Consider the following 26,906-nt stretch of genomic DNA (forward strand, 5'->3'; position numbering starts at 1 on the left):
TTGCGGAATTTAGGCTTGGAACACCTCGACGGACGACTTCCCTCCGAGGCATTTGCGGGCCGTGGCGTTCAGCCGGTCGCGGAAGTCGTGGTCGGAGAGTTGGCCGATGTCGCGCTCCCGGGGCAGCCAGCGGCGGGCACGGCGATTGGTGTTCTCGACCGTGCCCTTCTGCCAGGGCGCGGAGGGGTCGCAAAACCAGATGCTCGTGCCGATCTCGGCTTGCAGGTGCGGCCATGAGACGAACTCGGTGCCACGGTCGAAGGTGATCGATCGGCGCGCGGGCTGGGGCAGCGCACGGATGGCCGCGGAGACCTTGTCGATAACGGGCCGTGTCCGTTTGTCGGCGCTCTTTAGGAGTACGGTGAACCGGCTGACGCGTTCGACGAGTGAGGTCACGTTGGCGGACCCAAACCGCTGCCGGAACAGTATCAAATCGTTCGGTGCGCTTGCGGGGCTCCACGGGAGCCCCGGTCACACCTCAGCCCAGTGACCGAACTGGGACCGATGCGCCACCGCCTCGGGCCGGAACAGGATGCTGACATCACGGTGGAATTTCGGCGCGCGACGCTTGCGGGCGCGTCTCGGGCGGCGGGCCTTGCGGTGGGTGGGGAGATACCACCACAGCTCGTCGCGCATGCCTTCTTGGGCGTAGATGTAGCGATAGATGGTTTCCCGGCAGACCCGTAGCGGCGCGCGCTCCATGCCCATCCGGCCGGCGATCTGCTCCGGGGTCCAGCCATCCTTTATCCGATCGACGACTTGGTCACGCAACTGCGGATGCCAGATCAGCTTACGCTGGCGGGCATGGCGATCGTTGGTTCTCAGCTGTGCGGTCATGGCGAAATGGCCCACGACCTTGGGCATGCAGGGATCTTGGAAATGGTTGCGCCTGAGATCGCGGAAAATGGTCGAGCGGTGACGCTGCAATACCCGCGCCATCTCGTTCACGGATACTCTGGCATGGCGCCAGCGCTCAATCTTGCGGCGCTTCTCAACCTTAAATTGCGCGAAGACACGTCCCATACTGGAAAACTCCTGCTTGATAGGGCATTATTTTCAAACAAGAGCCGCAGTTATAAGTAGCGCGCGCAGCTACATACAACTTATACGTGTAACGTGCATTATGTAATAATTGCTTTGATATAGCGTTTGCGATTTCCGTGATGACGTCCTTGAACAAGGCGCTCCCTTGGTCTTTTCGGATGGCGAACTATTGCTGTCGACATTGGATGCATCTTCGCATTCCTTGCCCGTCAGTATGACTGACATGGTTCACCGCGCTCGCGGTGGCAACCGAAGGAAAGCAACCGATGATCAACCTGCAGCCCGACCTGATCGACGATATTCGTGGCCGTTTCGCCCACGTTGATGCGTGTCCGTTTCAGGGCGAACGTGTTTTCTTCGAGAACGCCGGGGGTGCCTTGACGCTGAAGTCGGTGGTCGAAACATCTGCCAAGTTTGCCGCCATTCCCGACAATCCGGGACGCGATAACCCCGCCGGGCAAGCCGCCGTCAAGATCATCGCACGGGCGAAGAATGACATGGCGGTGTTCTTCAACGCGCCCAACGGCCAGTTCATTGCGGGCGAAAGCGGCACCGAGCTGCTGTTTCGCCTGATCGGCGCTGCCTGCCTCGGCACGCCAGAAGGTGGACGGGTCCTGAGTTCCAGCCTGGAGCATCCCGCCACGCGCTCGGCCGCCGACCGCTATGCACCGATCAGCGGCAAGGCACATGTGCTCGTGGCACATGACAATGGCACCGGCTCGATCGATGCCGCGGCCTACAAGGCCGAGATCACGCCGGATACCCGGGTCGCGACCATCCTGCACACTTCGCCGGTTACCGGCATGGCAGTGGATGTCGCCGCCATCGCCGCCACGATCCGCGAAACCGCGCCCGACTGCTACATCATCGTCGATGGCATCCAGCATGCGGCTCATGGTCGGCTGGACCTCGCGGCCCTCAACATCGACGGCTATGTGATCTCCCCTTACAAGGTCTTCTCGCGCCACGGCTACGGCATCGCCTGGCTGTCGGATCGGCTTGCGGCGCTTCCTCATGATGGGCTGATGGGCGCGCCCGGTGCGCCTTGGGAGCTGGGTACCCGCGATGCCGGGGCCTACGCCGCCTTCTCGGACGTGGTGGACTATTTTGACTGGCTGGGTGGACGCGTCAGCGACCACGATGATCGCCGCTCGCGGATCGTTGCCGCAGGCGAAGCGATACATGCGCAAGAGAAGACGCTGACCGAGGCCCTGTTGCATGGTGCCGGGAATTTGCCCGGGCTGGCCAGCTACGAGGGCGTCACCATCATCGGCGGGATCGACAACCCTCGCCGCGAAGGGCTGGTATCCTTCGCCTACGAAGGTCTCGAGGCCACCGAGATCGTCGCCGCACTGAATGAAGCAGGCATCCGCACGCATGTCCGAAAAGCCGATCACTATTCAGGCAACATCTTGAGCCCGCTCGGCATGGAGAGCTGCGTGAGGGTCTCCTTGTGCCACTACAACACCGAGGCGGAAGTTATCCGGTTCCTTGCGGCCATGCGGGACATAATGCGCGCTTGAAGCCATCCGGACGCCGCTTCCTGCCCCCGGAATGGATCGAGAAGCGATAACGCGCTGAACGGGAAATGGAGCGAAACCTCCAATCCCGACAGCAGGCTGCCCGCCGCGGCCTGCTGCTCTGGCCTGGACCTGTCGAAGCTTAGCGCTCTGAACATCAGGCAGCGAGACCCGATCAACGTAGAGCCTATCCTCGTGTTCGCGATGCTGGTTGCTCAGCAAACGTTTCTTGGTCCCAGATGCCGAGAGACAATGGGTGTTTTTTCGGGATTTCGCTCGGTCAGTCCGATGGTGAGCCTGCTCCGAGTGGTCCTATGCGACCGTACCAAGCCCCATTTTTCCCGCGTGACCAGGTCAAATCTGTAACGAACCGATAAGCAAGATCCCTTCTCGCGTAAGATATCACAGATCTCGATATCCCATCGCCGTAGACGACTAGCTCCTTGGAAGTGATTCCTCTAAGCCCCTATAGGATATCGGTTTTAGGTGAATCCTTCGATTTTTCATCTACACGATTTTTGATTTCTTGGAACACTAGTGTTGACTCAATTGTGAAAGAGTAGAACTCTATGATGGTTCATAGAGGAGAGTGTCATGGGCAAGGTCATGTGCCGCGACGGCGGGTTGCTGGCATTCGATGAGATCGGGTCCGGCCGGCCCGTCATTCTGCTTCACTCGCTGTTGGCTGATCGCGCCTCGTTCCGCTCTTTGGCCGAGCAGCTTGCAGATAAGCACCATGTAATCATGCCAAGCCTGCCAGGCTTTGGTGGCTCGGATTCCGTGGAAGGGGGGATTTCAAGTTATGCAGATCGGATCGCCTTGCTGCCTGAAGCCTTGGGGCTGAGCCAACCCCCGGCATTATTGGGCAATGGCTTCGGTGGTTTTGTGGCGCTCGCCGCTGCGGCACGGCACTCAGCCAGTTTCGATCGGATCATTCTTGCAGATACCGGCACGGCCTTCGATGCGGCTGGCCGGCAGACATTCCGTGTGATGGCCGACAAGGTTGCGGCAGGCGGCATGGAAACGGTGCTCGATGCCGCGATTCTGCGGTTGTTCCCCGAAGACTACATCGCTGCATCGCCAGAGGTCGTAAGCCGCTGCCGCGAGGCACTCATGCGCATCGCACCTGACAGCTTCATTCAGGCCTGCGCGGCCCTGGCGGAGCTGGATCTGCGCGACGAGGCCGCTCGGATCAAAGAGCCGGTTCAGGTCGTGGTCGGTCAGCTCGATGCCGCGACGCCACCTGCAATGGCACGCGAACTCGCAGAGCGGATCGAGGGGGCGCGGTTCAGCCAACTCAAGGGCGTCGGACATGCCCCGCACATTCAGGCAACGAAGGAGCTGGCCGAAATCGTCTTGGCGTTCCTCGTCGCGGAGACTGAGGCTGCCCCGCAACGGGCCGATGCGATCTGACATCGGGCCACAGGGAGGAAAGAGGACATGCAAGTATCACAAGACATGACGATGGCCCGCGCGAAAGCTTCCGCGACGACCGTCGTCGAAGCACGTGGGCTCGACAAGAGCTTCGGGTCCGTCATCGCGGTCGACAAGGCCGATTTCGAAATCAAACGAGGCGAGTTCATCTCGATCGTGGGCCCTTCGGGCTGCGGCAAATCCACGCTCTTGCGGATGATAGCCGGTCTCACCCCGCGCTCGGGCGGATCTCTCTCTGTGAATGGTCGGGAGGTGACCGGGCCGCGCGGCGACGTTGGAGTCATGTTCCAGAAGCCGACACTACTGGAATGGAAGACGGTCATTGAAAACGTCCTGCTGCCGACAGCGCTGAAGGGACGGGTTTCGGAGGCAGATCGCAGCAAAGCTCAGGCCCTGCTGAACCTCGTAGGGCTGCAGGATTTTGCCCATGCCTTTCCGCGTCATCTCTCGGGCGGCATGCAGCAGCGCGTGGCGCTGGCGCGCCTCCTCAAGATCGGCTCCGATATCCTGTTGCTCGACGAACCCTTCGGTGCGCTGGACGAGTTCACCCGCGAGCACCTCAATCTCGAGCTGTCACGGATCGTCTCCGACGCGAACGTCACTTCGGTCTTCGTCACCCACAACATTTCAGAAGCAATCTTTCTTGCCGACAAGGTGTTCGTGATGACGCCTCGGCCCGGCCGACTTGCCGCTGTCGTTGATGTTCCCTTCCCTCGGCCGCGTGAACTGAGCCTGCTGGCCAACCCCGACTTCGTCGATCTCGTGGCGCGCGTGCGCGACATCTTCAGCAAGGGAGAAACGGCATGAGCAGTTCGGCCAATACCAATGAGACACGTTCATGGCTTTGGAGGGTCAACCCCACCCATGCTGCGGGCCATGCGGGCCTGCTTGTAGGACTGCTCGTGCTCTGGGAGACAGGGAGCCGGACCGGTCTGCTCGATCCGCTGATCCTGCCGGCACCGACCGCGATCCTCGCCGCATTGTGGCAGATCGCAGTGGTCGACCGCCTGCTCTGGGGCCATTTCGGCATCACGCTTTATGAGGCGATGGCCGGTTTCGTGATCGGATCGGCCATCGGCATCGCGCTCGCCATCGGCGCTGCGCTGTGGGAGCCGTTCCGCCGTTACAGCGCGCCCTACGTGGTCGGCCTGCAGGTGACGCCGCGCATTGCATTGGCGCCAATCGTGATCGCCTGGCTCGGTTTCGGCACCACCCCCAACGTCGCCATTGCCGCACTTCTGTGCTTCTTTCCGCCGTTCCTCAACACCATGACCGGCTTGCTCGACGTCGATCGTGACTTGCAGGAGATGTTCCGGTCGCTGCGGGCCAGCAAGCGACAGGTCTTTACGCAGCTGATGCTGCCCACCGCCCTGCCCTATATGATGGCCGGCCTGAAGACCGCCATGACCATGGCGCTGATCGGCGCAATCGTCGGCGAGTTCATATCGGCCAGCGAAGGTCTCGGCGTGCTGATGCATCGCTTCACCTTCCAGCTCAACATGGCCGCGACTTTCGCAGTGCTGGTGGCGCTGACCCTGATGGGGCTTTTGCTCTTCGCGCTGATGGAGTGGGTCGACAACCGCATTGTGTTCTGGCGTCACGACGAGCGCATGCAGGAGATCAGCCGCAAGCGAGCTGCCCGCGAGGCGGGCCGAGCGGCCACCGAAACGCCCGGCACAGCCCGCGTGGCCCCCGCCGGACGCACATGACCGCGTAAAGCGGCAACCGATCCAAGAGATCACCAGGGAGGAGAAAACCAATGTCCACAGCAAGACTACTTGCCGCGACGGCTCTCGCAGCCGGGCTTGCGGCTCCGGCCACGGCGCAAGATCTGACCGAAATCAACTTCATCCAGCCGACCCCGCGCTCGATCCTGTTCTACCCCATGATCGTCGCCGAGCAGCTGGGCTATTTCGCGGACGAGGGGCTCGAGGTGAACCTCTTGCCATCCGCCACCAGCGTGCCCTTCGTCGCCTTCCTGTCCAATGGCGACGCCGACATTGCCATGCTGGACGGGCCGCAGACCTATCAGGCGCTCAACGCCGGCATGGAGATCAGTGTCGTCTACGAGGCCCAGCAGCGCGCTCCGGAAGGTGTCGTGGTGCCCGCCGACAGTGAGATCGAAAGCGTCGATCAGCTTGCAGGCAAGACGGTAGGTCTGGTCAGCGACCGGGACCGGGCCACGCTCGATGTGGCGCTCAACGCCATCGGCGGCGAGATTGACGAGGTCAAGACGGTGGTCGTGGGTGAAGGGGGGCCGACGCTGGCCAATGCCTTCAAGCGCGGCACGGTCTCAGCGATTGCCGGGGCGTTGCCCGACTGGGTGGCCTTGCAGGCCAACGGTATCCAGATCCGGGACATCACGCCCGAAGGTGTCGCTGAGACGCCGGCTAATTCCTTCGTCATTCTTTCGGAGCGCAAGGACGAGTTGAACGAGGTGCTTGAGGGGTTCGTTCGCGCCTGGTCAAAGGGTGCCTATGCCGCGACGCTCGATCGCGAAGCCGTGGGTGCGATGACACGGGCGGCGGTGCCCGAGGAATGGCAGCAGGAGCAGTTCGGCTGGAACTTTATCGATGGTGCCGAGCCACTCAACACCCCCGTGACCGAGCGTTTCGGTGATCTGCGCCCCGATAGCTGGGAAAAGGTGCAGGCACAGTTGATCGAAGTGGGAGAGATCAAGGCGCCGATCGACGTGACGACTTTTCTCGACGACAGCTTGATCGGCCCGGCCAACGAATTCGATCGCGCCGAAGTGGAAGCCGATATCGCCGAATGGCAGCAGACCAACATGTGACCCCGATCGCCCGGCGCGCTCGCGCGCCGGGCCATTAACAAGGCAGACAATGCGCAACGACGAGATCTACCAGGCCCTTCGCCAGGAAATTCTGACCACCGAGCTGATGCCCGGCGCCGAGTTGCGCGAGCAGGAGCTTGCGCAGCGCTTCGAGGTCAGCAAGTCGCCAGTGCGAGAGGCGCTGCAGCATCTGCTGCATGAAGGGCTGGTGGTGGTCATGCCGCGGCAGGGGTATCGCGTGTCGCCGGTCTCGATTTCGGATGCGCATGATCTTTTCGGTTTCCGGCGCGTGCTCGAACTCGCCTGCGCCGAAGAGGCCGCCCGGAACGGATCCAAGGACCAGCTCGCCGCACTTGATCATTACCGTGTCTACGAGGGCGATGAGCAGGGCTTCATCACCTACAACCGCGATTTTCATCAGGCTCTTGCGATGTGCTGTGGCAACGACCGTATGGCGCGGACCGCCTGCGATCTCATCGACGAGATGGACAGGCTGGTACGCATGAGCGTTTCGGCGACCCGGGGCCGCGACCCGCGCAAGCTGGTGGCCGAGCATGTGGCGATCATAGACGCGGTGCAGGCCCATGATCACCGTCGCACGCTGCGGCTGCTCAAATCCCATATCGGTGCCGCAGAAAAGCGGTTCCTGACCGCGCTTCAATGGACTGGTGTCCAGAGCTGACGCCGCTCACCCGCCAAATACAGAACCATGAAAGGCCGAGACCAATGTCTCTTGCAGAAACCATTCCTGACCACGATTTCGTCCGAAACTACGGGCTGTTCATCGACAACACCGAATGTGACGGTGAAAGCGGTGAACTGATCGATGTCCGCAACCCTGCGACGGGTGAGATCATCGCGCGCATTCCACATGCGACCGAGGCCGATGTGGACCGGGCCGTGGCCAGTGCCCGCCGGGCCTTCGAAAGTGCCGAGTGGGGCGGCATGGATGTGCGGGCCCGGGCGCGGCTGGTTAACCGGCTGGCCGACGCTTTCGAGGATAACCTCGAAGAGTTGTGTCGCCTTGAGACGATGAACAATGGCCGGCCGCTGGCCGAAACCCGGGCGCAGCTGTCACGACTACCGGACTTCTTTCGCTACAATGCGGGCCTCGCTCTGTCGCGGCGAGACGCGGTGATCCCCGTCGAAGGCCAGTATCTCAGCTATACGCGCCGCCGTCCGCTTGGCGTGGTGGGCAACTGCACGCCCTTCAACCACCCGCTGATGATCATGTGCAAGAGCTTGGCGCCTGTCTTCGCTTCGGGCTGCACGACCGTGGTGAAGCCTTCGGAATATACGCCCATGACGACCTACGCTCTCGCGCACATTTTCGCCGAGGCAGGGCTGCCCGCCGGGGTCTTCAACGTCGTGACAGGGCTTGGAGCGTCAACTGGCAAAGCGCTTTGCTCAAATCCGGATCTGAACAAGCTGGTGCTGACCGGTGGCACGGAAGCCGGGCAGATTGCCGGGGCCCAGGCTGGTCACAACTTCGCGCATCAGGTGCTCGAGCTCGGCGGCAAGACCCCGGTGCTGGTCTTTCCAGACTATGACCTCGACCAAGCCGTGAACTACGCGGCATTCGGCGCTTTCGTCGGGGCGGGACAAACTTGTGTCTGCGCCAGCCGTCACATCGTGCATGAAGATATCTATGACGATTTCGTCGCGAAGCTGGCAGAGAAAGCCAAGGCCATCCGTATTGGGGATCCGTCGGCGCCGGGCACCCAGCTCGGGCCGGTAATCTCGGAAAAACAGCGCGAGCGGGTGCTGCGCTATGTCGATTACGGCCATGAGGATGGGGCAAGACTGGTCGCTGGTGGCAAAGTGCCCGAGGCGCTGAAGGACAGCGGGGGCTACTTCGTCGAACCAACGGTGTTCGCCGATGTCACGGCCGACATGCGGATTTTCCAAGAGGAGGTGTTTGGCCCCTTCACCTCGGTCACCAAATTCCGCGACGAAGCCGAAGCGATTGCTCTCGCCAACAATTCTCCCTTCGGTCTCGCGGCGGCGATCCGCACCAACGATGTCGCGCGTGCGCACCGCGTGGCCGATGCAATCGACTGCGGCATCGTCTGGATCAACGACCACCATCGTCTCGATCCCGCTGCGCCCTGGGGCGGAACCAAGCTGTCGGGCATCGGGCGTGAATTCGGAAGCGAGTCCTTCGACGAGCATTTCGAGACCAAGAGCGTCATGGTCAATATCTCGGGGCGGGCATTCGACTGGTATGGGGGAGAAGTTCAGACGCGTCTGAACTGAATTTCTGCTCCGCTCGGCAACCCACAATTTTCAGGAGTGCAAGCGCTCCGTGCTTGCACTCCTGAGCCATTGCAGAAGAGCAAAACGCACATCCTGTCAGGGATCTGTCGCTGCTTGCACCGAAAGCCCCGAACATTCCGCCGATGAGTGTTCGGGGGCGCTTGTACGGCCAGCGTGAACTTTGCGCCGCTGTCGACACAACCGTCATCGCATTGTAGCAGCAGTAGACTTATATTTGACGAGACCGCATCACCGGTTGGATCGGCTTCGTTTCTCTGGCACGGCCAGTGAAAATTTTTCTCTGCAGCATTGACGGACCGGCGCTGCGTGCCGTGGATCACCGCGCCTTGCCGGAAAGATCCGGATCGAGGCACTCCGCCAGCAGTCCGTCCACCATGTCCTGGCCCTGCCGACGCAGGGCCCGGGCCACCGCGTCACCCTGGTAGGCCGCCGCGGTGCGGGGATCGCGCTGCGCATTGAGCGCGAGCGCAGCCTCCACGCCCTCGGGGCCGAGCTGTCCGAGCTCGGAATGCACCTGGGTGCGGGCGATATGCGCCCCGGTGCCGAAATGCTGCCGCCAGACACGGGAAGGGTAGCTTGCCGCCAGCTGACGGCCGTTGCTGGCGCGAAACAGCGACAGCTCCTCGGCCATCGCCCGCTCGCGCATTTGCGGCAGCCAGATCGGGTCCATGCCGCGCAGCACGAGCGCGTTGAGGAACGGCGTCAGCACCGCGTGCAGGGCACCACGCAGCGGCTCCTCCTCCTTGCGGGTTTCGATGTCGACGCGGTAGCGCGCGCCGTCGAAGCGCAGGTCCCGGCCCCAGAGCAGCTGCCCGTCGCCCAGGCGCAGCGGCAGCAGGGTCCAGATCGCCACCACCGCCGCCTCTGTGAGCAGGCGCAGCTTGGTCTGCCGGCGGGTGACGGCCTCGCTCTGCGTCAGCAGATCGGCGGCAAGGCCCCAGGTGGCTGCGAGACCGGGCAGATTGTCGAGCCGGCCGAACTTCAGCGGCACGACGGTGCCAAGCTCGCGGCGCAGGCAGGTTTCGTGATGGCGCAGGGCCGAAAGCACCAGTGGCTCGATCCCCAGCGCCTCGCCGAACTTGCGCAGTCGCATCACGGCCGTGTGCCGGGTGGCAGGCCGGTTGCCCTGCGCCCGGTAGACCGGATCTTCGCGCGCGTCGGCATGCGCGGCACGGGACACCTCGAGGCGCCGCACGCCCTCAATGGTGATCGCCACCTCCACTCCCGCCTCGCGCTGTACATGGGCGTATTCGCGCAACACATCCTCCATGCTGTCGATGACCGACGCCGCCGGAGCAGCCTGGTGCAGCGGCATGGCGCCAAGGCGCATGCGCTGAAGGAGCTTGCGCCAGGCTTCGGGCAGTTCGGCCGCGTCGACCCGTCGTGCGGCGGGCGGCCTTGCGACCTCGCCTGCGCGCGAGGGCTTGGGCGGCGATTTGCGGTCGATCGCGCCTGCCAGCACGACATGCACCGCCGGGTTGCCCGGCAGCAGCGCATCGAGGGCGGCTTTGAGACTACGCAGGCGACGGCTCGAGGCGGTGTCGGCCGCGAAAGCGAGGTAGTCCGCCTCGCTCGGCACGGTGATGCCCTGCGCCCCGGCGAAGCCCAGGAACCGTGCGAGCACCCGCAGGTCCTCGAGCGGCACCGTGTCGAAGGCGGCCAAGTCCCGGTAGGGCGCCATCAGCGGATCGGCCCGCAGCGCCGCGTGATCGCGCCGGTCGCAGCTGCGGCTGCGCGGACGCTTCTGACGAATGGCCTCGCGCACCACCTCGCGCACCGGTGTGCTCTCGGGCAGCAGCCGGTCGAAGGCGGTGCGCAGGTCGTCGAGCCTGCGCGTAGATGTGTCCGCCGCGACGAAGGACAGGAAGTCCGTTACCCCGGGCACGGTGAGCCCCTGCCCTTCGGCAAAGCGGAAGAACCGGTCGAGCGTGCGCAGCTCGCGCGTGCCGATCGTCTCGAGCCCGGGGGTGTCGCGGAACGGCGCGAAATGGTCTGCCGCGAGGATCTCCGCGCGGCTGCGGGTGTCATAGGGCTTACTCATGCATCAGCCCCACCAGCAGGTCCTGGCCGCGCTCGACGAGCTTCAGGGCGTTGAGCCAGCCGTAATACTGGCGCAGCGTGCCAGGCGTGTCGTCGATCCGCTTGGCGATCACCTCGATCTCGTTCGGGTGGCGATCGAGCAGCAGCGAGGTCTGGCCGTGCCGCATCTGGTGCGGGGTCATCGGCAGGTTCACCACCGTTCGCATCAGCGCCGAGAACTCGGCCCCGAAATAGTCGGCGCTGAGCGGTGCCCCAGGCCTCGTCACGGCCGGGAACAGGTAGGGGCTGGTCTCGGCATGCGCAAAGAGCGGCCGGATCACGGCGACATACCACAGGATGGTGTCGTGACAGCCATAGGCATTGGCCCGGATCGGAAACGCGATCTCTGCCTTGTTCTTGGTGTGCTCCGCCGGCAGCAGCACCTTGATCGGCTTCTTTCGTGATTTCGGGAGGCGGATCTGCGCGTCTTCGCCGATGCAGGTCAGCTGCATGGCATTGTCGACGCGGATCGGCGCGCCGCCGATCTCGATCGCGGCAAAACAGGCGCTGGCCCCCAGCATCCGCACGCGTGCGCGCTCATGGCCGGTGAGCCCGCGCTCTTCCAGTCGAGCGCATTCCAGCATCGCTTCGGCCTCCGCACGCAGCAGCTGGAACGAGGTCAGGAAACGTTTTCGGATCGGCCGTTTGTCGATCAGGTTCTCGCAGAAGGCGCGGTTCTTCGGCGTCATCCGCTGGTCGGCCTTCTTGCCCTCGCGCGCATCCTTGTTGTTGGCCAGCACCTGTTCGAGGAGAGTGGTATCGAGGCCTAGGTAAGCCCGGATCTGGTTCAGGCCCTTGAGATACTTGCGCGCCGTGCGCGGTTCGAGATGGCCGTCGCGCTTTGAGCGCTTGCGCCGGGCGAACATTTCCCCGGCGATAACGCAGATCGCCTCGTCATCTGCGAAGAGCGGCTTGAGATCCTCGGCGTCTGAGGACAGGAGACCCTGCCCCACCGCGATCCGCAGCATTGTTCGCAGCGCGCTGCGCAGGACATGGGCATGGCCCTGGTGATCGTTGGCGCAGGCCCTCGTCACCGGGTCCCAGCCGGACTTGGTCACGGCCTCGACCCAAGCCAGGATTTGGGCCTCCCAAGACGGTGCGATCGGTGCCAGATCGGGCACATGGGCGTCAGGGGTAAAGCCGATCGGGTGCGGCGGCAGCCAGGGCATGAGCTTGGGGAACCGCCGCAGCTCGTCGATCCGGTTGAGCGTCCGGCGATTGGCTTCCCGCTTCTTGCCATGAAAGAGCGTGTCGAGCTCGCGGGCCTTGTCGAGGTCGAGCTCGCGCGGCTGCCATCCCTGGGCCCGGGCGACGAGCGCGAAGGCCTTCAGCGCGGCGAGCTTCATCGGGTGCCAATCCGCACTCTGCCCGACCCTGCCTTTGGTCAACGGCTTGATGGCAGCAAGCAGCCGGGTCCACTCATCTTCCATCGCCCGCAGCCGCGCTTGCTCGGCATGCACGCCGAGAAACTCGCGCAGCGCCGCCTGCAGCCTGCGGCGAAAGAGGGTGTAGGCGGCGTCGGTCGACCAGTGCGCCGGGTCGAACCCGGTCAGCGGAAACCGCTGCTCGACCAGCGCCAGCGCCGCCGGGATCAGGACGAGCGGCTGGTTCAGGCGATCGCCGACCTTCTCGATCGCCGTGAGATAGCGATCGCGGGTGGTGGCCGAGAGATCGGTGCGTGCTGCCACGTGGCCCCGCAGTTCGGCCAGCGTCGGCCCGGATGCCGCGGGGCTGGCGGCCTGTGTGATGTGCCGTTTGGCGGGGCCGCTATGGCCGGTGAGATCGAGCATGCTTTTTTCCTTTCTTGTCATGCATGAGGGTCGTCTGGATGCGGTTTCGGTCGCTAAAGCGCGTGGCGGACACACCCGTCTTCGAGGTTGCCGCCGGTGAAACCGGCCGGGCGTCTGTGTCCCGGTCGCTTGGAGGTCGGTCCGGTCGCCAAGGGGCCGATCGGTGTGTCCGGGAGGCGGGACAGGCGGTGCATTGCGCGTCTCAGGGGCCAGGCCGGATCGCGCCGAAGACCGGGGCGGGCTTGGCGTAGCGCGGCTGGGGCTCGCCCATATGCCAGGCCCGCACCTCGGCCTCACGCCAGCGCTTGGCGCGGGCGTCCTTGCGCCCACCGGAGAGATCGATCGCGCAGGGGAAGGGTCCGGCACCCTTCGGCACCTGACCCTTCTCCCAGCGGTAGACGATGGACGGGTTCGCGACGCCCACGAGATCGGCCACCGCGCGGGCGGTCAGAAGCGGCTCCGTCAGCGCCTCGTGGTGCTCGGGGTCCTGCTCTTCGGCCAGCCCCAGGGCCCGCCAGACGACGGGCCAACGGGTCGTGCCCCCACGCAGGGAGATGCCGAGAGCCTTCAACACGCGGGCCAGCCGCCGAGGATCCGGGGGATGGCTGGAGGAGGGCTTCGGCTCAAGGGCGAAGAAGGTGGTGAGATTGGCGCGGGTGAGAGGTGTGTCGAGCATGGCCCAGGGGAATTAGGGTCAGGTCGCTCCGGACGGAAAAAACTACCGCGACATTCATTCCCGCGGTGCGCCCCCGATGGGAGCCCGCTGGCCAATCCGGCGCTCGGACGCATCTCCGGCCTCCATCGCTGGTGACAAACGCCGCGCGGCCATTCGGGCCGCACGCCGGCGCAAGACACACGCCATCAGCCCGGCTGCAGTTTCTCTCCCCCTCGAAACGCCATCCAGCGCCGTGCCGAAAGCCGGTGCATCAGGCAGCGGCGGTGAGGACACTGTCGGGCGACCGTTCTCAAGGACGCGCTGGAGATCTGAATCTCCAGCCGTCTGGTGGGAGATATGCCGGACCGATTCGAATCGAATGCGGGGCCGTCCTGACCCTGCCATCGCCGGGCGCGCGCCGCAGGCGATTCCGAAAAGAAACGTCAATCCCAAAAATACGGCAATCTGTCGATATCAGGTCACAGCACGCCATCAATTCGAATCAAACCTCAGGGTTTTGCATGTGGAATCCCGCAACTTTTTTAATTTGCAAGACCCGGTCTTCCCATGGCAGAAGCTGAGCTCTAGCGAGCGTCCAGCGCCAATGCGGAGCGCTCCTAGAATAATCATATTTAGCCGGGACGAACCGGCTTGTGACAATGCGCCCCGCACGCGGCCGCAAACGATAGAGTATGACCAGAGGAGAGAAGATGATGTTCGCCACGCCCAAACCACGGAAGCTCTCTCCCCTTGAAGATGTTGTCAGGAAGATCGCGAAGCAGGCACTTCATGGGATTCATACCAACAATGACGAATGGCTCGCCGAGAATTTTCCCGTGCAGGGGGTTTACACATCCCCAGACGCGAGTGAGGATTGCTACTATTCCGTAGCCCGGAAGCATGATGAGTGCGAGATTTCCGTCCAAATCCCGCTCGGCATCCGGGGAAATGTAACGGGAAGGCCTCGCCTCGTGGTGACGACCAATGCCAAGGTCCACGCCATTTCTCCCGGCGTTACCACCGATATCGCTAATACCGCAGGCTTCAAGCGCACCGTCAAGAATTTCCAGTGGAAAAAGAAGCTGGTCCCGGCTGCCTGCATGAAAGACATTATCGAGTTTCCGCGGGTCAATGCCGGGTTTCACCAGCATAGCGAAGACTTTCATAAGGTCTTCATTGTGCGAACCTGACCGATCTTCGTCCGGCACGTGCCTGCATCGGCGCATCGCCGAGGTTCCCAAGACGGGAAGCGGACCTTCGACACTGGCGTATATCCCAGCCTGACAAGGGTTTCGGGACATGCCGCGGTGCTGTTCAGCTATACCTGAACTGCGTCCCCTCATCACTTGCAAGAAGAGAAACAAGCTACATGCAGCAAACCAGAATCGAGACGGATTGGGGCGACGACCCGTTGGATTATCCCCAGGAAGCCGTGGAGAATGAGCATATTGACGACGTCTGGGAAGAATTCGGGGAACTGCGAGCTGTCGTCCGCTCCGCCCGCCCCAAGGAATGGGGCTACTTCCTGATCGTGCAGGGCGGGGAATTCGAAGGCATCGACTACGAGATTTCTTTCCAGCTGCCTGTGGATATTGACGGAAACATGTCTGGTCCTGCCCGCCTCGTCTTCAATACGCAGACCGAAATCATTGAGGAAGTCACGTTGGCCATGCAATTGACCCAGAGCATTTACGGCGAGATTTCTAGGGAGATCAAACACGCAAAGCAGTTTGCAACGCCCGATGCCGAGGGTGAAGACTTCTACCATGCCGATTATGGCATCTGGCTGAAAAGGATGACGAAGGAGGATAGGCAATTGCACCTTGCAAGCGTCTGATCGACGGATGAACTAATTGCCTTCCGCCAATACCGGAAGGGCTCTTTAAGATCCGGTATTTCTCGATGAGATGTCCTGTCTCATCATGACGTGCCGCTTACGCACGCTCCCCCGATCTCGCTTGTGCGCTGACCAGGTCGATCTCGGCCTGGAGGTGATCGACCCGTGCGGCGCCCCCAAGCAGTTCCCCCGACCCCGGTTCAATCACCCTGAAGAGGGCCCCGGGCGAAGGCACGAGACAAAAAGAAGAAGAAAATGCAGGCAACTAACCATTCCCTTCCCGCCGCTTGTCCGAAAATCGTCGCGAGCATGGAGATTTCTCCTCCGATCCGTTTCCGGCTTCGGGCGAACGAACAGACGTCCTCGTCACGCCAGGACAAGGACACGACGATGCCCCTCAAGACCACGACTGCCAAAGCCGCCAAGGCAACCAAAGCCACCAAGCCCACCAAAGCGAAGGCCAACGGTTCCAGGAAGACTAGGGCAGAGGCCAAGGTTCCGCAGACCACCTACGCGAAGGCCTGCAAGGCGGCCGGTCGAACCGCGAAGGAGCTGAGCCAGTATTATACCGATACGGAGATCGCGGGCGGCTACGTGAACAAGGTTCTGGCGCTCTTTGCCGACCAGCCCTTCGACACCATTGTCGAGCCTTCCGCCGGCGAGGGCGCGTTCTCGCGCCATCTCGGTCCGAACTGCATCGCGCTCGACATCGACCCGAAGGCGCCCGGCATCGAAAAGGCCGACTTCCTGAAATGGACCCCCGCCGCCCCGACCGGCCGCTGCTTGGTCATCGGAAACCCGCCATTTGGCGACAACCTGGCTCTCAAGTTCATCAACCACGCCACCTTCGGCGACGTGATCGCGTTCATCCTGCCCAAGATCTTCTGCAAGAAGACCCGGCAAAACAAGGTCGATGAGACCTTGCACCTCGTGCACGAAGAAGAGGTGCCAGCAAACGCTTTCACCCATGAGGGCAAGACCGTCGATATGCCGTGTGTGCTGCAGGTTTGGGCGCGCGGGCCCAAACCGCGTGTGGAGCACACGCTTCCGACCACTCACCCCCACTTCGAGAGCTGCTGCCAGAAGGAGGCGGACCTCGTGATCCGGCGCGTCGGCGCGCATGCTGGCGTGCTGAAGCCGCTCGGACAGGACTGGAGCGCGCATTCCAACATCTTCCTGCGCGCCACCGGCTGCAGCCGGGACGAGCTGATCAAGCGGTTTGCGCGGCTCGCCATGGCGGCGCAGGCCTGCAACGGCGCCGGAGGTGGCTCGATTAACATGACCGAGATCGTCGAGCTCTACGAGGAGGAACTGGCACGCGAGGCGGCTCTGGCGGCACCCCAGACCGGGTTGACCATGCTGGACCAGCCGGTTCCGGACTTGTCCGGGGCGATCGCGGCAAAGGATGCGCCGGTCGAGACGGCGCGGACGGTCGAGGAGATGGTGGCGCCCGCGCTTGCGGACCCGGACGCCGAAGGGGTCACCGGGGCCGTTGATCTCGATGCACAGCCTGCGCCGCGTCACGTGGTGCTCGAGACCGCGACCGGCGCGGCGGCGTCGCAGCAGACTGTGGCCAGCTTCAACGCGGCCGCCGGCACGGCCGACATCATCACGCTCACGGCGCCGCGAAGCTTCCGCAAGACGAGCGTGCATAATCAGCTCGATCGGCACTTCCACCTTGTCGAGGACATCGACAGCATCGCCAAGGTTACCGGGGCGGACGGTCATGTGCGCTCCCTGCCCTGCGCGATCCAAACCTGGGAGCGGCGGCCCGAGCCGCGGCCGAAGCATGCGCTTGCGACCTGTCATGCGGACTTCGAGTTCTGCGGCCGCGCCGAGGCGGATGTCGCGATCCAGCGGGTGGGCAACAATGCCGGCCGGCTGAAAGCGCCCGAGGAGGCCGGCAGCGCACAGTCCCACCTGTTCCTGCGCGCCGTGGGCTGCAGCCCGGCCGAGCTCTGGGCCCGGCTGACCGCGATCGACTTTGACACGGTGCGCCATAACACCGCCGCGGTGCCCTCGGTCGCCAAGCCAGAGTTCGTGGCGCTCTACGAAGCCACTCGCGGTATCGCCGCCGCGGCCACCGCACCGGGCAAGCGCCCCGTGGCGCCAGCCACCGGGACGGGGCGGACGCCCGCCGTGCGGCATCCCGAGAACGCCACCGAGGGGGTGACGCCGCCACGTAGCGCCGCACGGGACGTCCATGCTCCTGACCGGCCGATCAAAAGCGACAGCATCTCCTCAAGCACCGGTGCCCCTGGCCAGCCGGCTGACGCCGGCGCCTCTGCCGAACATGGGCCGGTTCTGGAGCCGGGGGCCTGCCCGCCCTGACCGGACCTGCAGGCGCATCACGCCGCACCGCGGCCGCGGCGCGGCGTCAACTCCCTTGACCGCTGGCCTGCAAACGCGCGTCATCGCCACGCCCTGCCGCGCGTTTTCGAAACCCATCGGGACTGGAGCCGCGCTGATCCAGGAACGGTCGGCGCGTCTCGCGATAAGAAGGGCATGATCGCATGGGATTGCCCGGGGTGGCGCGTGTCTGGGGTCAGGAACACTCAGGAAGGTTCAGAAGGTTGTGCGGGAGGTCACCGTCCGCGGCCGTCCTGATGTATTTGTTGCCCTGCTGGCTGATCGCGACCTCGCACCAGGCGGCCTGGCCCGACACCGCGACATAGAAGCCCCAGCCTTCCTCCATGAGGTGGACCGCGCGCTCCTGCGTCAGCTTCCAGCGGGTTCCATCGGGATGGACGCCGCCGACATGGGAGATGCGGTCCCCCGGGCCGTCGCCGTCTCTTGTCCTGATGCAGTCGATCTGTCCCTTGATGGCCATCCTTATCCCCCCAGCGGCGGCTGCGCGGCCTGATGGTGCGCCGCCGCTGTCGATTGTGGCGATCTTCGGCGGCGGCGAAAAGCGCCCGGGCTGGAGAAAGGCTTTCTCGTGCTCAAGGGCACTCGGGCAGGCTCAGGAGATGCGTCGGGAAATCACCGTCCGCGACCGTCTTGATGTACTTCTTTCCTTTGCGATCGACCGCGACTTTGACCGCGACGGGATCGCTATCGACATTGACGAAGAACATGCAGTCTCCGCTTTCGATTTTCTGGATCACCTCGTCGAGGTCCAGCTTCCAGCGGTTCGCAAGCGCGCCGCCGCCCACATGGCTTATGCTGCCTCGCGGCTTCCAGTGATTGGCTCTGCGAATGCACTTGATCTGGATCGTCTTCCACCCGTCTTTTCTCCACGAGGGGGTGTTGCGACCCTATGACGAACGGCCGCCCGGGGGTGTTCGATCTTTGGCCGCTGGTCCATGAAGCGGAGGCTGGGCACGCATCGCAGGACCCACAGCGACACTGCCTGGGTGCAACCGCTCCGAGGGTTGTCCTTCACGCCGACCAGACGCACAAGAGCGGGTGGGGGCCGGCAGCCGCGCTTCGCAAGCGCTGGATCACCCGCCTGTAGGCCGGCAGGAGATCCGCAAGGGTCTGGTGCTCCTCGCCCGTCCAGCAGATATCCTCGAAGACGGCCTCCGGCATCCCGGCTTCAGCGTCCACCACCCAGGCCGTCTCGAGCGGCAATCGTGCCGCCACGATGTCGATCATCGAGGTGTCGACCAGGAAGTCGGTGTAGCCTGCCCAGTGGGGCTTGGGATCCTGCTCGAAGAACAGGGCGCTGAAATCCCGGTGATTGCGCAGGTAGGCGATCTCGGCCTTGGCGCCGAGAGTGAGAAAGCCGGTGTCGAGACCCATGGGGTTTTCCTTTCAGGAGAATGGAGCAGGGGAAGGACGGCAGGACCGGTCGGTTGGGCCCGCCGCGGGCCGCCATCAGTAGTAGCCGGCTTCTTCCACGTCCGGCACGTCGAAGAAGGCGGAGATTTGAATGTGGGGGAAGCGCTTGCGCAGTGCCTTGATGATGCCGGTGGGCGGACCCCAAGGCGTGTCGAACTGGAGCGTCGCCGTCTCCCCGTCGTCATCGAGGACGACATCCTGGGCAGGCCACTTGCAACCCCAGTTTTCCAGGATCCAGTCCCAGAGGGTCGCATGCGGCTGGCTCGCGAACGCTTGCAGCTCTTCGGGCGTGAAGGGGCGGATCTCGAGGAGGTGGCCCTCCTCGTTGCGCCGCTCGAGCCAGCGCTCGAGCGTCAGGCGCTGGCCGTCCACCTCGAAAACGCGGCGGCCTTCGGCGCCGTGCTCCAACACGACAGGGATCGGACAGATCGTGTTGAAGTCGAACGGGCCATCCGGCCCGGCAACGGCGGCCAGGAAGGTGGCCATCTCCTCTTCGCTCTCGGCGTTGATCGTGATCCTGTTTTCGCACCAGCTCGGCATGTCGTGCTCCTTTGCACCTGTTGGGCATGGCGGGAGACACCGACATGGCGCCTCCCGGCCGGGGCGTCGTCCCCGGCACACAAGAGGTCTGTTCGGTGTCGAAAACAGAGAAACGATTGGCGCGAACTTTCTGGGAGGTCCACGGCGTTTCGAGCGTCAGAACTATGATAACACGTCGAAATATTTTTCATCTCCGCTTGAGAAACGCCCCACTTTGCTCTCGCACGACGCCCCGCCCCCAAGCAGGGGGCGGGTCGCGGAAGGGGATCGTGCGGCGCGACGGCCTCAGGCGGCCCGCCACAGCGGTGCGGTGTCGAGCGCCTCGGCCTCGAGGCGGTCGAGGCATCGAACGAGGCCCTCTTCCAGCAGGCAGATCTCTTCGATGCCATGCCACGCGAGGTCGATCCGCGCGAAGCAGGCGGCTTCCAGACGATCGGGATCGCCGACATGCTCGAGCGAGAGCAGCGCGCGCAGCGCCGCGAGTTCGCGGCACAGGCGCCGGGTGAGGATGGGCTGGCTGTCGATCGCCCCGAGCAGGCGCTGCGTGCGGCGCAAGGCCGGGCTGTCGCCCAGAAGGAGGGCGGCGTTCTGCAGCGCCTCGTCGTGGTCCCTCAGAAACGCCCGTAGCGCGATATAGGCGGGAGAGGTGGTGGTGGTGCGGATCATGACTGATCTCCGTGTTGACGACCGCGCGGGCTTGCGCGGCACAAGAGCGCCGACCTCCTTTCTTGCGTGGGGTTATGGGGGTGGAAATTTGTCCGGCGGGGCGGGACGCGGTTCATGCAGGCGCCGAAGGACCAGCTGCCGTGACCGGTCACGATTGACCTGCCAAGTGCGGGTGGTTCGGCACGCGATGGAAAGTTTGAGGGCCGATATCCGGCCTTCGCACAGGAAATTCTCCGAGGGTTCGCCAAGGCGGAAGGTTGGTCTTCTTGTCCACCACACCGTTGGCCAACGGCCTTTCCAATTTCGGATTTCGTAGCGTTCCCTAAGTTTCCCTCGAGCAAAGCCGTTCGAGATCAGCGCCTTGCGGCGACAACCGTCACCGCCGGCAGACCGGCGTCCACTTGGGGCAGGCAGGAGGACGTCTGCGCAGGATAAACGTCCTGCTCTCGCAGGCCGATCGTCATCGGCTGCAGCGCCGGATATTTCTGCACCTGGCCTTGCGATCCCACCTCGTCTCCGCCCCGACACGAAAGGACGGATCGAATGGGAAACGACAAGGTCAGGATCACGGCGGACCTCGCCGATCTGGTGAAATCGATCACCCTGCCACCTGCCGCGCAGAAGCTCTTTCTCGCGCTGGTCTACCTGCAGGATCAGACCGACCACCGCTGGACACGACAGAGCTGGGAGGACCGGGTCAAGGTGCGGTTCTTCTGCGGGCTGGGCGATCTGCGCGCGCTGGGATGTGCGCCGAAAGCCCGCAACACCCGCTTCTTCCGAACGGCGGTGGCGGCTCTCGAGCAGCGACCCGATCTCTTCGGCAAGATCGAGCTTTGCACCGCGTCCGGCCATCTGCGCTGGTCGTTCAGCGCCGAGGTCTGGCAGGCGATGTCGGAGATGGAGCCATACGGGCTCATGCGGATCGGCGACATCGCCCGGATCACCGGCGGTCCGGACCTGGTGCTGCTGACGCAGATCGTGGTGCAGCGCCGCAAGCACATGCCGGATTTCGTGCTGACCGGTCGGGACCTCGGTCTCGACAGCCCCGATGCGGACGATCCGGACCTTTTCGATCTTCGCGCGATGCGCCGCCGGCTCGAGCCTGCCCTACGGCGATGGGCAGGCTATATCGGCTCCCCCGTCCACCTGGGCTACGAGCAGCGGGGCCATATGCCCGGCTACGTCCGGGCCCGGATCCGCTTCAAGGGCCAGCCAAACCACTGGAAGGCTGCCGCGATCCAGCGCTTCCCGCTCAACACGAAGGTCTTCGAGATTATCCCGTGAGACAGCCTCGGGCGGCCTTCCGACGGCCCGTGCCGCGGGGCGACCAGGAGCGGAAGCACGGTGGGCACCCTCACCCCCTTGGCAGGCCTCCGCGGTCCCTCGCAGGAGCTGGGAAGTGCCCGGTCTGCGAGCGCGTATGCGACCCTCGACAAGGCGCGCGCAGGCAGATTTCAGGCCAGAAAACCACTATATAACAGTGTATTGCAAGAAAGTTTCGATTATTTTGCCAAATCGGTTTCCGTGATTTTCCAAACGATCACACGTTCTCCTCACACAAAACGAGGGACCGAAAAATGGCCACCAAGACCCACGCCGCCAAGACCACCCACCCCCACTTCGAGCGCTGCACGCAGACCGAGGCGGATCTCGTGATCCGGCGCATCGGCGCGCATGCCGGTGTGCTGAAGCCGCTCAAGAAGAGCTGGAGCGCGAACTCCCACATCTTCCTGCGCGCCACCGGCTGCCGCCGGGAGGAATTGATCCAGCGGTTTGCGCGGCTCGACATGGCGGCGCAGGCTCGCAACGGTGCCAGCCGCGGCTCGATCAAGATGCGCGAGATCGTCGAGCTCTACGAGGAGGATCTGGCGCGCGAGGTGGCGACGGCGGCGTCCCGGACCGGGCTGGCCATGCAGGACCAGCCGGTTCCGGACATGTCCGGCGTGATCGCGGCAATGGATGCCCCGGCCGAGGACACGGACGTCGAGGTGGCCACCGGGGCCCGCGATCTCGAGGCGCAGCCTGCGCCGCGTCACGTGGTGCTCGAGACCGCGACCGGGCAAGAAGCTGTGGCCGGCTTCAACGCGGCCGCCGGCGCGGCCGACATCATCACGCTCTCGGGGCCGCGCAGCATCCGCAAGATGAGCGTGCAGAGCCAGCTCGATCAACACTTCCATCTTGTCGAGGACCGTGATGGGGCGGCCCGGGTCACCGGAGCGGACGGTCATGTGCGGTCCCTGCCCTGCGCGATCCAGACCTGGGAGCGGCGGCCCGAGATGCGGCCCAAGCACGCGCTTGCAACCTGTCATGCGGACTTCGAGTTCTGCGGTCGTGCCGAGGCGGATGTCGCGATCCAGCGGGTGGGCGCCAACGCCGGCCGGCTGAAGACGCCCGAGGAGGCCGGCAGCGCACAGTCGCACCTGTTCCTCCGGGCCTTGGGCTGCAGCCCGGCCGAGCTCTGGACCCGGCTGGCCGCGATCGACTTCGACACCGTGCGCAATAACACTGCCGCCGTGCCTTCGGTCGCCAAGGCGGAAATCGCGGCGCTCTACGAGGCCACCCGCGACATCGCCGCCGCGGCCACCGCGCCGACCGGGACGCATCCCGAAGGCGCGGCGGAGGGATCGGGCCGAGCCCCGGTCACCTGCCAGCCCTGACGGACCAGCAGGCGGTGGCGGGGCCTCGGGACGCGCCACTGACCCGGGACACGGTCCGATCGGACTATGTCTGGCTTCCGGACGCTGCCTTTGCTCGCGGACTGGCCTTGGAGACCATGGAGCCGGACTGGAGCCGCCGCATGCGGGGTGAGGCTCGCCGATCACTGGGCTGGGGCGTTCGGCCGATCACGGGGTGAATCCCGGCCCGCTCGGCGAAGGAGCTGTGCCGCGGAAGCCGCGCATGGCGCTCCGGCAGCTGCAGCCGCAGCCAGGCCGGCAGCCGCCCCAGCCGCGCCGTGCCGCAGCGCTCGCTCACGCGAAATCGCGGATCATCCGGTCGGACCCGGATCCGCCGGTCGAGCCGGAACCGCGTCGGCCGGTGCAGCCCGGCCTGCGCCAGCAGGCAGGGCTCGCGCAGGACGAGCGCATGTTCGGGATGGCCGTGCAGGCCGAGATGGCTGGTGCCGTAGACGACGATCAGCTCGCCGGTCCCGGGATCCTCGTGCAGCACGAGGCAGGCACGGGTCTTGGAACCATCATCGGGATAGGGAAAGTCGAACGTCACCACGTCGCCGGCGCCCAGAGGGCGCAGCCGTGAGGTCGTGTTGGTCATGGAATGTCTCCGATCTGGAACGGGATCGGCACCCGAAGCTGCATGGATCCGGCCGGTGTCCGGGTCGCTTCGGGTGCCACGCGGCACACCCGAAGCGACCGGAGCACCCGGGCGGGATCAGGACTTGGCCCTGCCTTCCTGCGAACGTGCCAGCGCCGGGCGCCGACAGCCGCGTATCGTCAGGCCTTGGCCCGCCGTTCAGCCCACGCGCGCGACCTCGCGCTCCGCCGTCAGACGGTCGGCATAGCGCTCCCGGCAATCGCGAAAGTGCTTGTAGACCTCCGCCAGCCGGCGGAGCTCCTCGAGCCGCGGGTCCCACAGGGTGTCGTAGCGGGTATCCTCGCGCAGGGCGCGGTCGCCATAGCACGGACATTGGGCATTGAGTGCCACCCGCAGCGCCTCGCCCATCAGCGTCACCACGTCGATGTCGCGGTCTTCGAAGGGCTGGCCCGCCTCGAGCCGCCGGCAGGCGGCGGGCCAGAGCGAACGGATGCTGCCAGTGGTGTCGATGGAGGCCTCGAACCAGAGCCGCGCAAAGGCGCGGCCGCTGCGAATGACCGCATAGGCGAGATCTTCGGTGGAGGGGGATTTCGTCATGGGATGAACCTTGCATCTGTGAGAGGGATGAAGGCTCCGAGAAAGCGCGGAATGCCGTCTGACGGCAGATACTCTTTGTCCGGACAGCTCGTCGCACGGCCAAAGGCAACGCGTGTTTTCCTGTCCGTCTCGGGCCTTCAGGTCAAAAGGCCCGAGACGGACAGGGGAACACGCGATTTATTCTGAACCCTATTCCAGCCAGGACGTTCGCTCGAACGGACATGCTCTCACCTCTTCTCTTTCCCCTGCGGTAGAATGGGCATTGCCCCCTCACACCATGGGCAAAAGAAGTGATGACCGCGTGTGGGCCGGGGGTGGATAATGGCGGCATGGCTGGGTAAGGGCCGTCATCGATTGGCACTCTCCTGAAAGGACCCCCATGAGCGACTTCGACCTGAGCGATCTGGATCTGGCCGAGCTGAAAAAGCTTCATAAGGAAACTGCGGCCGCCATTCAGAACTACGAGGCGCGGCGCCGTCAGGAAGCACTCGCAGCCGCGGAAGCCGCGGCGAAATCTGCCGGCTATTCGCTGAAGGATCTCGTCGGCGCATCGGTTGGAAAGCCCTCCAAGTCGATCAATCCCCCCAAATACCGCAACCCCGCCGATGAAACCCAGACCTGGACCGGGCGCGGCCGTCAGCCCCAGTGGGTCAAGGATGCGCTGGCAGCCAACAAGTCGCTCGATGATTTCCTGATCGCCGGGTGAGATCAGTGGCCGGCGGTCCGCGTTGCGGATCGCCGGATCTTTTCAGCCCCTATGGCCTTTCGGATCTTCTCCAGCCTTCGGTTTCGAGCCCCGGTTTCTCAGAAAACGCCAAGTGCGATCTGGTGCGTATAGCCAGCGGGCAACGCGCCAACCAAATGGTCAGCCGAGTATTCCTCGAGGGAATTGAACGGGCCGAGGGAATTCATTTGAACTCCCTGACGTCAGGCCGACTGCGGACTGGATAGGGACGATGTCGATGAAATCCTACGATTGGCACCGCTCCGCCCTTTTCCAGATCCACGAGATCGAAGATAGCCTCAGCAAGGATTGGCAGCCGGACCGGATGAGGTGAGTGCCCAGGAACCTTCGTGGCGACAGAGAACCCGCGCAGGGGACAGGCGGTCACGCAGGGCGCTATAGAGGGCGGAAAGGCATTCCACCTCTGGCTTCGGACCTTCGACATGAAAACCGGTTTGCGCGTCCTCGACGATCTGGATGATCGGCATGAGGCCCGGGCGGTCATCCGGGCCCTCGTTCCAATCCCACCGGAAGATGAGAGGCCCACTCATTTCCAGGCCTTTATCGCGCAGGTGAAACCAAACCCGGCCATTGTCATGAGGGTAAAAGAACAGGCTTCCGGATGTGACAAGCCGCAGAAGTTGATCGTGGCTGGGAGAAATCGTCATGGGTAGACCCTTATATGTTTGGCTGAACCGGACATGGGTCTGTCTTGCGGAGCACGGAAATCTTTTATGTTCCCTCTTCCGCACGTGAGGGTCCTGGTCTCTCCGTCGGAAGGAGCCCGTGCTGACAGGCGAACGGTCGCGTCTACTCCCGGGTATCTGGCCGAGCGATACCGGGAGGACATGATCCGCATCCGGTTCCCGGCACTGGTCGCTGACCTCTCAGGGACAGCTGAAGCCGACAACGGGGCGCTGGCCGTGCCGAACACTCGACTCGCAGATGCTCAGCCCAGGCGATCCGGGTCCGGCCACCCTTCCTGTAGGCGATCCTCAGGACATGTTTGGCATATGCGCTGAAATCTACATGTTTGTAGTAAATTGCTTATGCTACAAGCATGGCATAGGAATTTGATGTCACAAGCATGGCATGGGAGACGGGCATGGATGCAACTGTGTTCCGGGACGCGAAAGCCTTGGGCCAGCAGCTGCGCCAAGCGCGCAAGGCGAAAGGCTGGTCACAAGGCGATCTCGCCCAGCGGGCAGGCACGGATCCGCGCCAGATCTCACGGATCGAAACGGCGGCCCATGAGCCGAAGCTGAGCCTCCTGCTTGCCGTGGTGGCGGCGCTCGAACTGGACCTCGGCCTCGTGCCTCGGCGTGGGGCGTCCTCGCAGACGGCGCGACCCAGGCCCGAGGACATCTTCTGATGGGGCGCAGATCGCTCACCCGCACGCTCGACGTCTATCTCAACGGGCGGCTTGCGGGATATTACGGCTATCGCCCCGCCGCCGGCGCGAGCTTTCGCTACGACGACACCTGGCTCGGCTGGGAATTCCGCTTTCCGATCTCGCGCGCCCTGCCCCTGGTGTCGTCGACCCAGACCGGAGACCACGTGGACGCGGTTTTCGAGAACCTGCTCCCCGACGTGCCCGAGCTGCGACGGGCGATCGCCGAGCGCACGGAAGCGCGCAGCGATCGGACACATGACCTCCTTGCCGCGATCGGCCAGGATTGCGTGGGGGCGATGCAGTTCCTGCCGCATGGGGTGACGCCGGCCGACCCGTTCCGGATCGAGGGCACGCCACAATCCGAGGCCCAGATTGCACAGACGCTCAGATCGCTCAGCACGACGCCGCTCGGCATCAATCCGGAAGTGTCCAGCGACATTCGGAACTGGCCCGGGGGCGACACGAAGAACTGGCCCACCCTCATATCGATACGGTTGTGGTTT

The 26,906-nt window shown here is 64.1% G+C and carries 26 protein-coding genes and 1 pseudogene; 15 read left to right on the forward strand and 12 right to left on the reverse strand.

Annotated features, from left to right (window positions below):
• Positions 1 to 9: 9 nt before the first annotated feature.
• Positions 10 to 1,023, reverse strand: a pseudogene (locus O4G76_RS14765) (IS30 family transposase).
• 287 nt (positions 1,024 to 1,310) lie between these two features.
• On the opposite strand from O4G76_RS14765, the gene O4G76_RS14770 reads away from it, so the two are divergent.
• The 7 genes from O4G76_RS14770 (at position 1,311) to O4G76_RS14800 (ending at position 9,048) form a co-directional block, all read left to right on the forward strand.
• Positions 1,311 to 2,567, forward strand: a complete 1,257-nt coding sequence (locus tag O4G76_RS14770) for an aminotransferase class V-fold PLP-dependent enzyme (protein ID WP_269398035.1) — start codon at positions 1,311 to 1,313, stop codon at positions 2,565 to 2,567.
• Between the two features lie 591 nt (positions 2,568 to 3,158).
• Complete coding sequence (locus O4G76_RS14775) at positions 3,159 to 3,977, forward strand: alpha/beta fold hydrolase (RefSeq protein ID WP_269398036.1); 819 nt, start codon at positions 3,159 to 3,161, stop codon at positions 3,975 to 3,977.
• 45 nt (positions 3,978 to 4,022) lie between these two features.
• Complete coding sequence (locus O4G76_RS14780; RefSeq protein ID WP_269398037.1) at positions 4,023 to 4,805, forward strand: ABC transporter ATP-binding protein; 783 nt, start codon at positions 4,023 to 4,025, stop codon at positions 4,803 to 4,805.
• Positions 4,802 to 5,707, forward strand: a complete 906-nt coding sequence (locus O4G76_RS14785; RefSeq protein WP_269398038.1) for an ABC transporter permease — start codon at positions 4,802 to 4,804, stop codon at positions 5,705 to 5,707. The genes O4G76_RS14780 and O4G76_RS14785 overlap by 4 nt, the downstream gene beginning before the upstream one ends.
• A gap of 176 nt (positions 5,708 to 5,883) precedes the next feature.
• On the forward strand, positions 5,884 to 6,792 hold the full coding sequence (locus O4G76_RS14790; RefSeq protein WP_269398039.1) for an ABC transporter substrate-binding protein: 909 nt from the start codon (positions 5,884 to 5,886) through the stop codon (positions 6,790 to 6,792).
• Between the two features lie 49 nt (positions 6,793 to 6,841).
• Positions 6,842 to 7,474, forward strand: a complete 633-nt coding sequence (locus O4G76_RS14795) for a GntR family transcriptional regulator (RefSeq protein WP_269398040.1) — start codon at positions 6,842 to 6,844, stop codon at positions 7,472 to 7,474.
• A gap of 44 nt (positions 7,475 to 7,518) precedes the next feature.
• Positions 7,519 to 9,048 carry an aldehyde dehydrogenase gene (locus O4G76_RS14800; protein ID WP_269398041.1) on the forward strand — a complete coding sequence of 510 codons (1,530 nt, stop codon included), beginning with the start codon at positions 7,519 to 7,521 and terminating at the stop codon, positions 9,046 to 9,048.
• Positions 9,049 to 9,385: 337 nt separating this feature from the next.
• Here O4G76_RS14800 and O4G76_RS14805 read toward each other — a convergent pair whose 3' ends face one another.
• The 3 genes from O4G76_RS14805 to O4G76_RS14815 form a co-directional block, all read right to left on the reverse strand.
• Positions 9,386 to 11,110 (reverse strand): hypothetical protein, encoded by a 1,725-nt coding sequence (locus tag O4G76_RS14805; RefSeq protein WP_269398042.1) that lies wholly within the window; start codon positions 11,108 to 11,110, stop codon positions 9,386 to 9,388.
• Positions 11,103 to 12,938, reverse strand: a complete 1,836-nt coding sequence (locus O4G76_RS14810; protein ID WP_269398043.1) for a hypothetical protein — start codon at positions 12,936 to 12,938, stop codon at positions 11,103 to 11,105. Before O4G76_RS14810 ends, O4G76_RS14805 begins: the two co-directional genes overlap by 8 nt.
• Positions 12,939 to 13,140: 202 nt before the next feature.
• Positions 13,141 to 13,614, reverse strand: a complete 474-nt coding sequence (locus O4G76_RS14815; protein WP_269398044.1) for an AlpA family transcriptional regulator — start codon at positions 13,612 to 13,614, stop codon at positions 13,141 to 13,143.
• A 689-nt stretch (positions 13,615 to 14,303) separates the two neighbouring features.
• On the opposite strand from O4G76_RS14815, the gene O4G76_RS14820 reads away from it, so the two are divergent.
• From O4G76_RS14820 to O4G76_RS14830, 3 genes are all read left to right on the forward strand, one after another.
• Positions 14,304 to 14,783 carry a hypothetical protein gene (locus tag O4G76_RS14820; RefSeq protein ID WP_269398045.1) on the forward strand — a complete coding sequence of 160 codons (480 nt, stop codon included), beginning with the start codon at positions 14,304 to 14,306 and terminating at the stop codon, positions 14,781 to 14,783.
• Between the two features lie 179 nt (positions 14,784 to 14,962).
• Complete coding sequence (locus O4G76_RS14825; protein ID WP_269398046.1) at positions 14,963 to 15,430, forward strand: hypothetical protein; 468 nt, start codon at positions 14,963 to 14,965, stop codon at positions 15,428 to 15,430.
• Positions 15,431 to 15,685: 255 nt separating this feature from the next.
• Positions 15,686 to 17,761, forward strand: coding sequence for a hypothetical protein (locus O4G76_RS14830; protein WP_269398047.1), 2,076 nt, complete (start codon positions 15,686 to 15,688; stop codon positions 17,759 to 17,761).
• 214 nt (positions 17,762 to 17,975) lie between these two features.
• Here the strand turns inward: O4G76_RS14830 and O4G76_RS14835 are convergent, their stop codons facing one another.
• From O4G76_RS14835 to O4G76_RS14855, 5 genes are all read right to left on the reverse strand, one after another.
• A complete protein-coding gene (locus O4G76_RS14835; protein ID WP_269398048.1) occupies positions 17,976 to 18,260 on the reverse strand; it encodes a DUF3892 domain-containing protein in 285 nt (94 codons plus the stop codon).
• A gap of 112 nt (positions 18,261 to 18,372) precedes the next feature.
• Positions 18,373 to 18,585, reverse strand: coding sequence for a DUF3892 domain-containing protein (locus O4G76_RS22050; protein ID WP_373568042.1), 213 nt, complete (start codon positions 18,583 to 18,585; stop codon positions 18,373 to 18,375).
• Positions 18,586 to 18,811: 226 nt separating this feature from the next.
• Complete coding sequence (locus tag O4G76_RS14845) at positions 18,812 to 19,174, reverse strand: hypothetical protein (protein ID WP_269398050.1); 363 nt, start codon at positions 19,172 to 19,174, stop codon at positions 18,812 to 18,814.
• Positions 19,175 to 19,249: 75 nt separating this feature from the next.
• Entirely contained in the window at positions 19,250 to 19,753 is a 504-nt protein-coding gene (locus O4G76_RS14850) for a hypothetical protein (protein ID WP_269398051.1), read from the reverse strand.
• A gap of 285 nt (positions 19,754 to 20,038) precedes the next feature.
• Complete coding sequence (locus tag O4G76_RS14855) at positions 20,039 to 20,419, reverse strand: hypothetical protein (RefSeq protein ID WP_269398052.1); 381 nt, start codon at positions 20,417 to 20,419, stop codon at positions 20,039 to 20,041.
• A 543-nt stretch (positions 20,420 to 20,962) separates the two neighbouring features.
• Here O4G76_RS14855 and O4G76_RS14860 point away from each other — a divergent pair.
• Together O4G76_RS14860 and O4G76_RS14865 are read left to right on the forward strand one after the other, a co-directional pair.
• Positions 20,963 to 21,703 (forward strand): hypothetical protein, encoded by a 741-nt coding sequence (locus O4G76_RS14860; RefSeq protein WP_269398053.1) that lies wholly within the window; start codon positions 20,963 to 20,965, stop codon positions 21,701 to 21,703.
• A 293-nt stretch (positions 21,704 to 21,996) separates the two neighbouring features.
• On the forward strand, positions 21,997 to 23,076 hold the full coding sequence (locus tag O4G76_RS14865) for a hypothetical protein (RefSeq protein WP_269398054.1): 1,080 nt from the start codon (positions 21,997 to 21,999) through the stop codon (positions 23,074 to 23,076).
• A gap of 64 nt (positions 23,077 to 23,140) precedes the next feature.
• Here O4G76_RS14865 and O4G76_RS14870 read toward each other — a convergent pair whose 3' ends face one another.
• Positions 23,141 to 23,689 carry a hypothetical protein gene (locus O4G76_RS14870; protein WP_269398055.1) on the reverse strand — a complete coding sequence of 183 codons (549 nt, stop codon included), beginning with the start codon at positions 23,687 to 23,689 and terminating at the stop codon, positions 23,141 to 23,143.
• A 198-nt stretch (positions 23,690 to 23,887) separates the two neighbouring features.
• Positions 23,888 to 24,286, reverse strand: a complete 399-nt coding sequence (locus O4G76_RS14875; RefSeq protein WP_269398056.1) for a hypothetical protein — start codon at positions 24,284 to 24,286, stop codon at positions 23,888 to 23,890.
• Between the two features lie 379 nt (positions 24,287 to 24,665).
• Between O4G76_RS14875 and O4G76_RS14880 the strand changes: the two genes are divergently transcribed.
• The gene (locus O4G76_RS14880; RefSeq protein WP_269398057.1) at positions 24,666 to 24,992 is read left to right on the forward strand and encodes an H-NS histone family protein; all 327 of its coding nucleotides are present in this window, start codon (positions 24,666 to 24,668) and stop codon (positions 24,990 to 24,992) included.
• A 317-nt stretch (positions 24,993 to 25,309) separates the two neighbouring features.
• On the opposite strand, the gene O4G76_RS14885 is transcribed toward O4G76_RS14880, so the two are convergent.
• Positions 25,310 to 25,678, reverse strand: coding sequence for a hypothetical protein (locus O4G76_RS14885; protein WP_269398058.1), 369 nt, complete (start codon positions 25,676 to 25,678; stop codon positions 25,310 to 25,312).
• A gap of 437 nt (positions 25,679 to 26,115) precedes the next feature.
• On the opposite strand from O4G76_RS14885, the gene O4G76_RS14890 reads away from it, so the two are divergent.
• Both O4G76_RS14890 and O4G76_RS14895 read left to right on the forward strand, forming a co-directional pair.
• Entirely contained in the window at positions 26,116 to 26,382 is a 267-nt protein-coding gene (locus O4G76_RS14890) for a helix-turn-helix domain-containing protein (RefSeq protein ID WP_269398059.1), read from the forward strand.
• On the forward strand, positions 26,382 to 26,906 hold a 525-nt coding region (locus O4G76_RS14895; protein ID WP_269398060.1), incomplete at its 3' end, for a HipA N-terminal domain-containing protein. The genes O4G76_RS14890 and O4G76_RS14895, both read left to right, overlap by 1 nt.

Source organism: Limimaricola sp. G21655-S1, from assembly GCF_027213785.1.
Taxonomy (GTDB): Bacteria; Pseudomonadota; Alphaproteobacteria; order Rhodobacterales; family Rhodobacteraceae; genus Limimaricola.

Excerpts from the sequence above, each read along its gene's own strand:
- O4G76_RS14770 (WP_269398035.1), top strand. The coding sequence starts at position 1,311 with ATGATCAACCTGCAGCCCGACCTGATCGACGATATTCGTGGCCGTTTC.
- O4G76_RS14775 (WP_269398036.1), top strand. The coding sequence starts at position 3,159 with ATGGGCAAGGTCATGTGCCGCGACGGCGGGTTGCTGGCATTCGATGAG.
- O4G76_RS14780 (WP_269398037.1), top strand. The coding sequence starts at position 4,023 with ATGACGATGGCCCGCGCGAAAGCTTCCGCGACGACCGTCGTCGAAGCA.
- O4G76_RS14785 (WP_269398038.1), top strand. The coding sequence starts at position 4,802 with ATGAGCAGTTCGGCCAATACCAATGAGACACGTTCATGGCTTTGGAGG.
- O4G76_RS14790 (WP_269398039.1), top strand. The coding sequence starts at position 5,884 with ATGATCGTCGCCGAGCAGCTGGGCTATTTCGCGGACGAGGGGCTCGAG.
- O4G76_RS14795 (WP_269398040.1), top strand. The coding sequence starts at position 6,842 with ATGCGCAACGACGAGATCTACCAGGCCCTTCGCCAGGAAATTCTGACC.
- O4G76_RS14800 (WP_269398041.1), top strand. The coding sequence starts at position 7,519 with ATGTCTCTTGCAGAAACCATTCCTGACCACGATTTCGTCCGAAACTAC.
- O4G76_RS14805 (WP_269398042.1), bottom strand. The coding sequence starts at position 11,110 with ATGAGTAAGCCCTATGACACCCGCAGCCGCGCGGAGATCCTCGCGGCA.
- O4G76_RS14810 (WP_269398043.1), bottom strand. The coding sequence starts at position 12,938 with ATGCTCGATCTCACCGGCCATAGCGGCCCCGCCAAACGGCACATCACA.
- O4G76_RS14815 (WP_269398044.1), bottom strand. The coding sequence starts at position 13,614 with ATGCTCGACACACCTCTCACCCGCGCCAATCTCACCACCTTCTTCGCC.
- O4G76_RS14820 (WP_269398045.1), top strand. The coding sequence starts at position 14,304 with ATGATGTTCGCCACGCCCAAACCACGGAAGCTCTCTCCCCTTGAAGAT.
- O4G76_RS14825 (WP_269398046.1), top strand. The coding sequence starts at position 14,963 with ATGCAGCAAACCAGAATCGAGACGGATTGGGGCGACGACCCGTTGGAT.
- O4G76_RS14830 (WP_269398047.1), top strand. The coding sequence starts at position 15,686 with ATGCAGGCAACTAACCATTCCCTTCCCGCCGCTTGTCCGAAAATCGTC.
- O4G76_RS14835 (WP_269398048.1), bottom strand. The coding sequence starts at position 18,260 with ATGGCCATCAAGGGACAGATCGACTGCATCAGGACAAGAGACGGCGAC.
- O4G76_RS14845 (WP_269398050.1), bottom strand. The coding sequence starts at position 19,174 with ATGGGTCTCGACACCGGCTTTCTCACTCTCGGCGCCAAGGCCGAGATC.
- O4G76_RS14850 (WP_269398051.1), bottom strand. The coding sequence starts at position 19,753 with ATGCCGAGCTGGTGCGAAAACAGGATCACGATCAACGCCGAGAGCGAA.
- O4G76_RS14855 (WP_269398052.1), bottom strand. The coding sequence starts at position 20,419 with ATGATCCGCACCACCACCACCTCTCCCGCCTATATCGCGCTACGGGCG.
- O4G76_RS14860 (WP_269398053.1), top strand. The coding sequence starts at position 20,963 with ATGGGAAACGACAAGGTCAGGATCACGGCGGACCTCGCCGATCTGGTG.
- O4G76_RS14865 (WP_269398054.1), top strand. The coding sequence starts at position 21,997 with ATGGCCACCAAGACCCACGCCGCCAAGACCACCCACCCCCACTTCGAG.
- O4G76_RS14870 (WP_269398055.1), bottom strand. The coding sequence starts at position 23,689 with ATGACCAACACGACCTCACGGCTGCGCCCTCTGGGCGCCGGCGACGTG.
- O4G76_RS14875 (WP_269398056.1), bottom strand. The coding sequence starts at position 24,286 with ATGACGAAATCCCCCTCCACCGAAGATCTCGCCTATGCGGTCATTCGC.
- O4G76_RS14880 (WP_269398057.1), top strand. The coding sequence starts at position 24,666 with ATGAGCGACTTCGACCTGAGCGATCTGGATCTGGCCGAGCTGAAAAAG.
- O4G76_RS14885 (WP_269398058.1), bottom strand. The coding sequence starts at position 25,678 with ATGACGATTTCTCCCAGCCACGATCAACTTCTGCGGCTTGTCACATCC.
- O4G76_RS14890 (WP_269398059.1), top strand. The coding sequence starts at position 26,116 with ATGGATGCAACTGTGTTCCGGGACGCGAAAGCCTTGGGCCAGCAGCTG.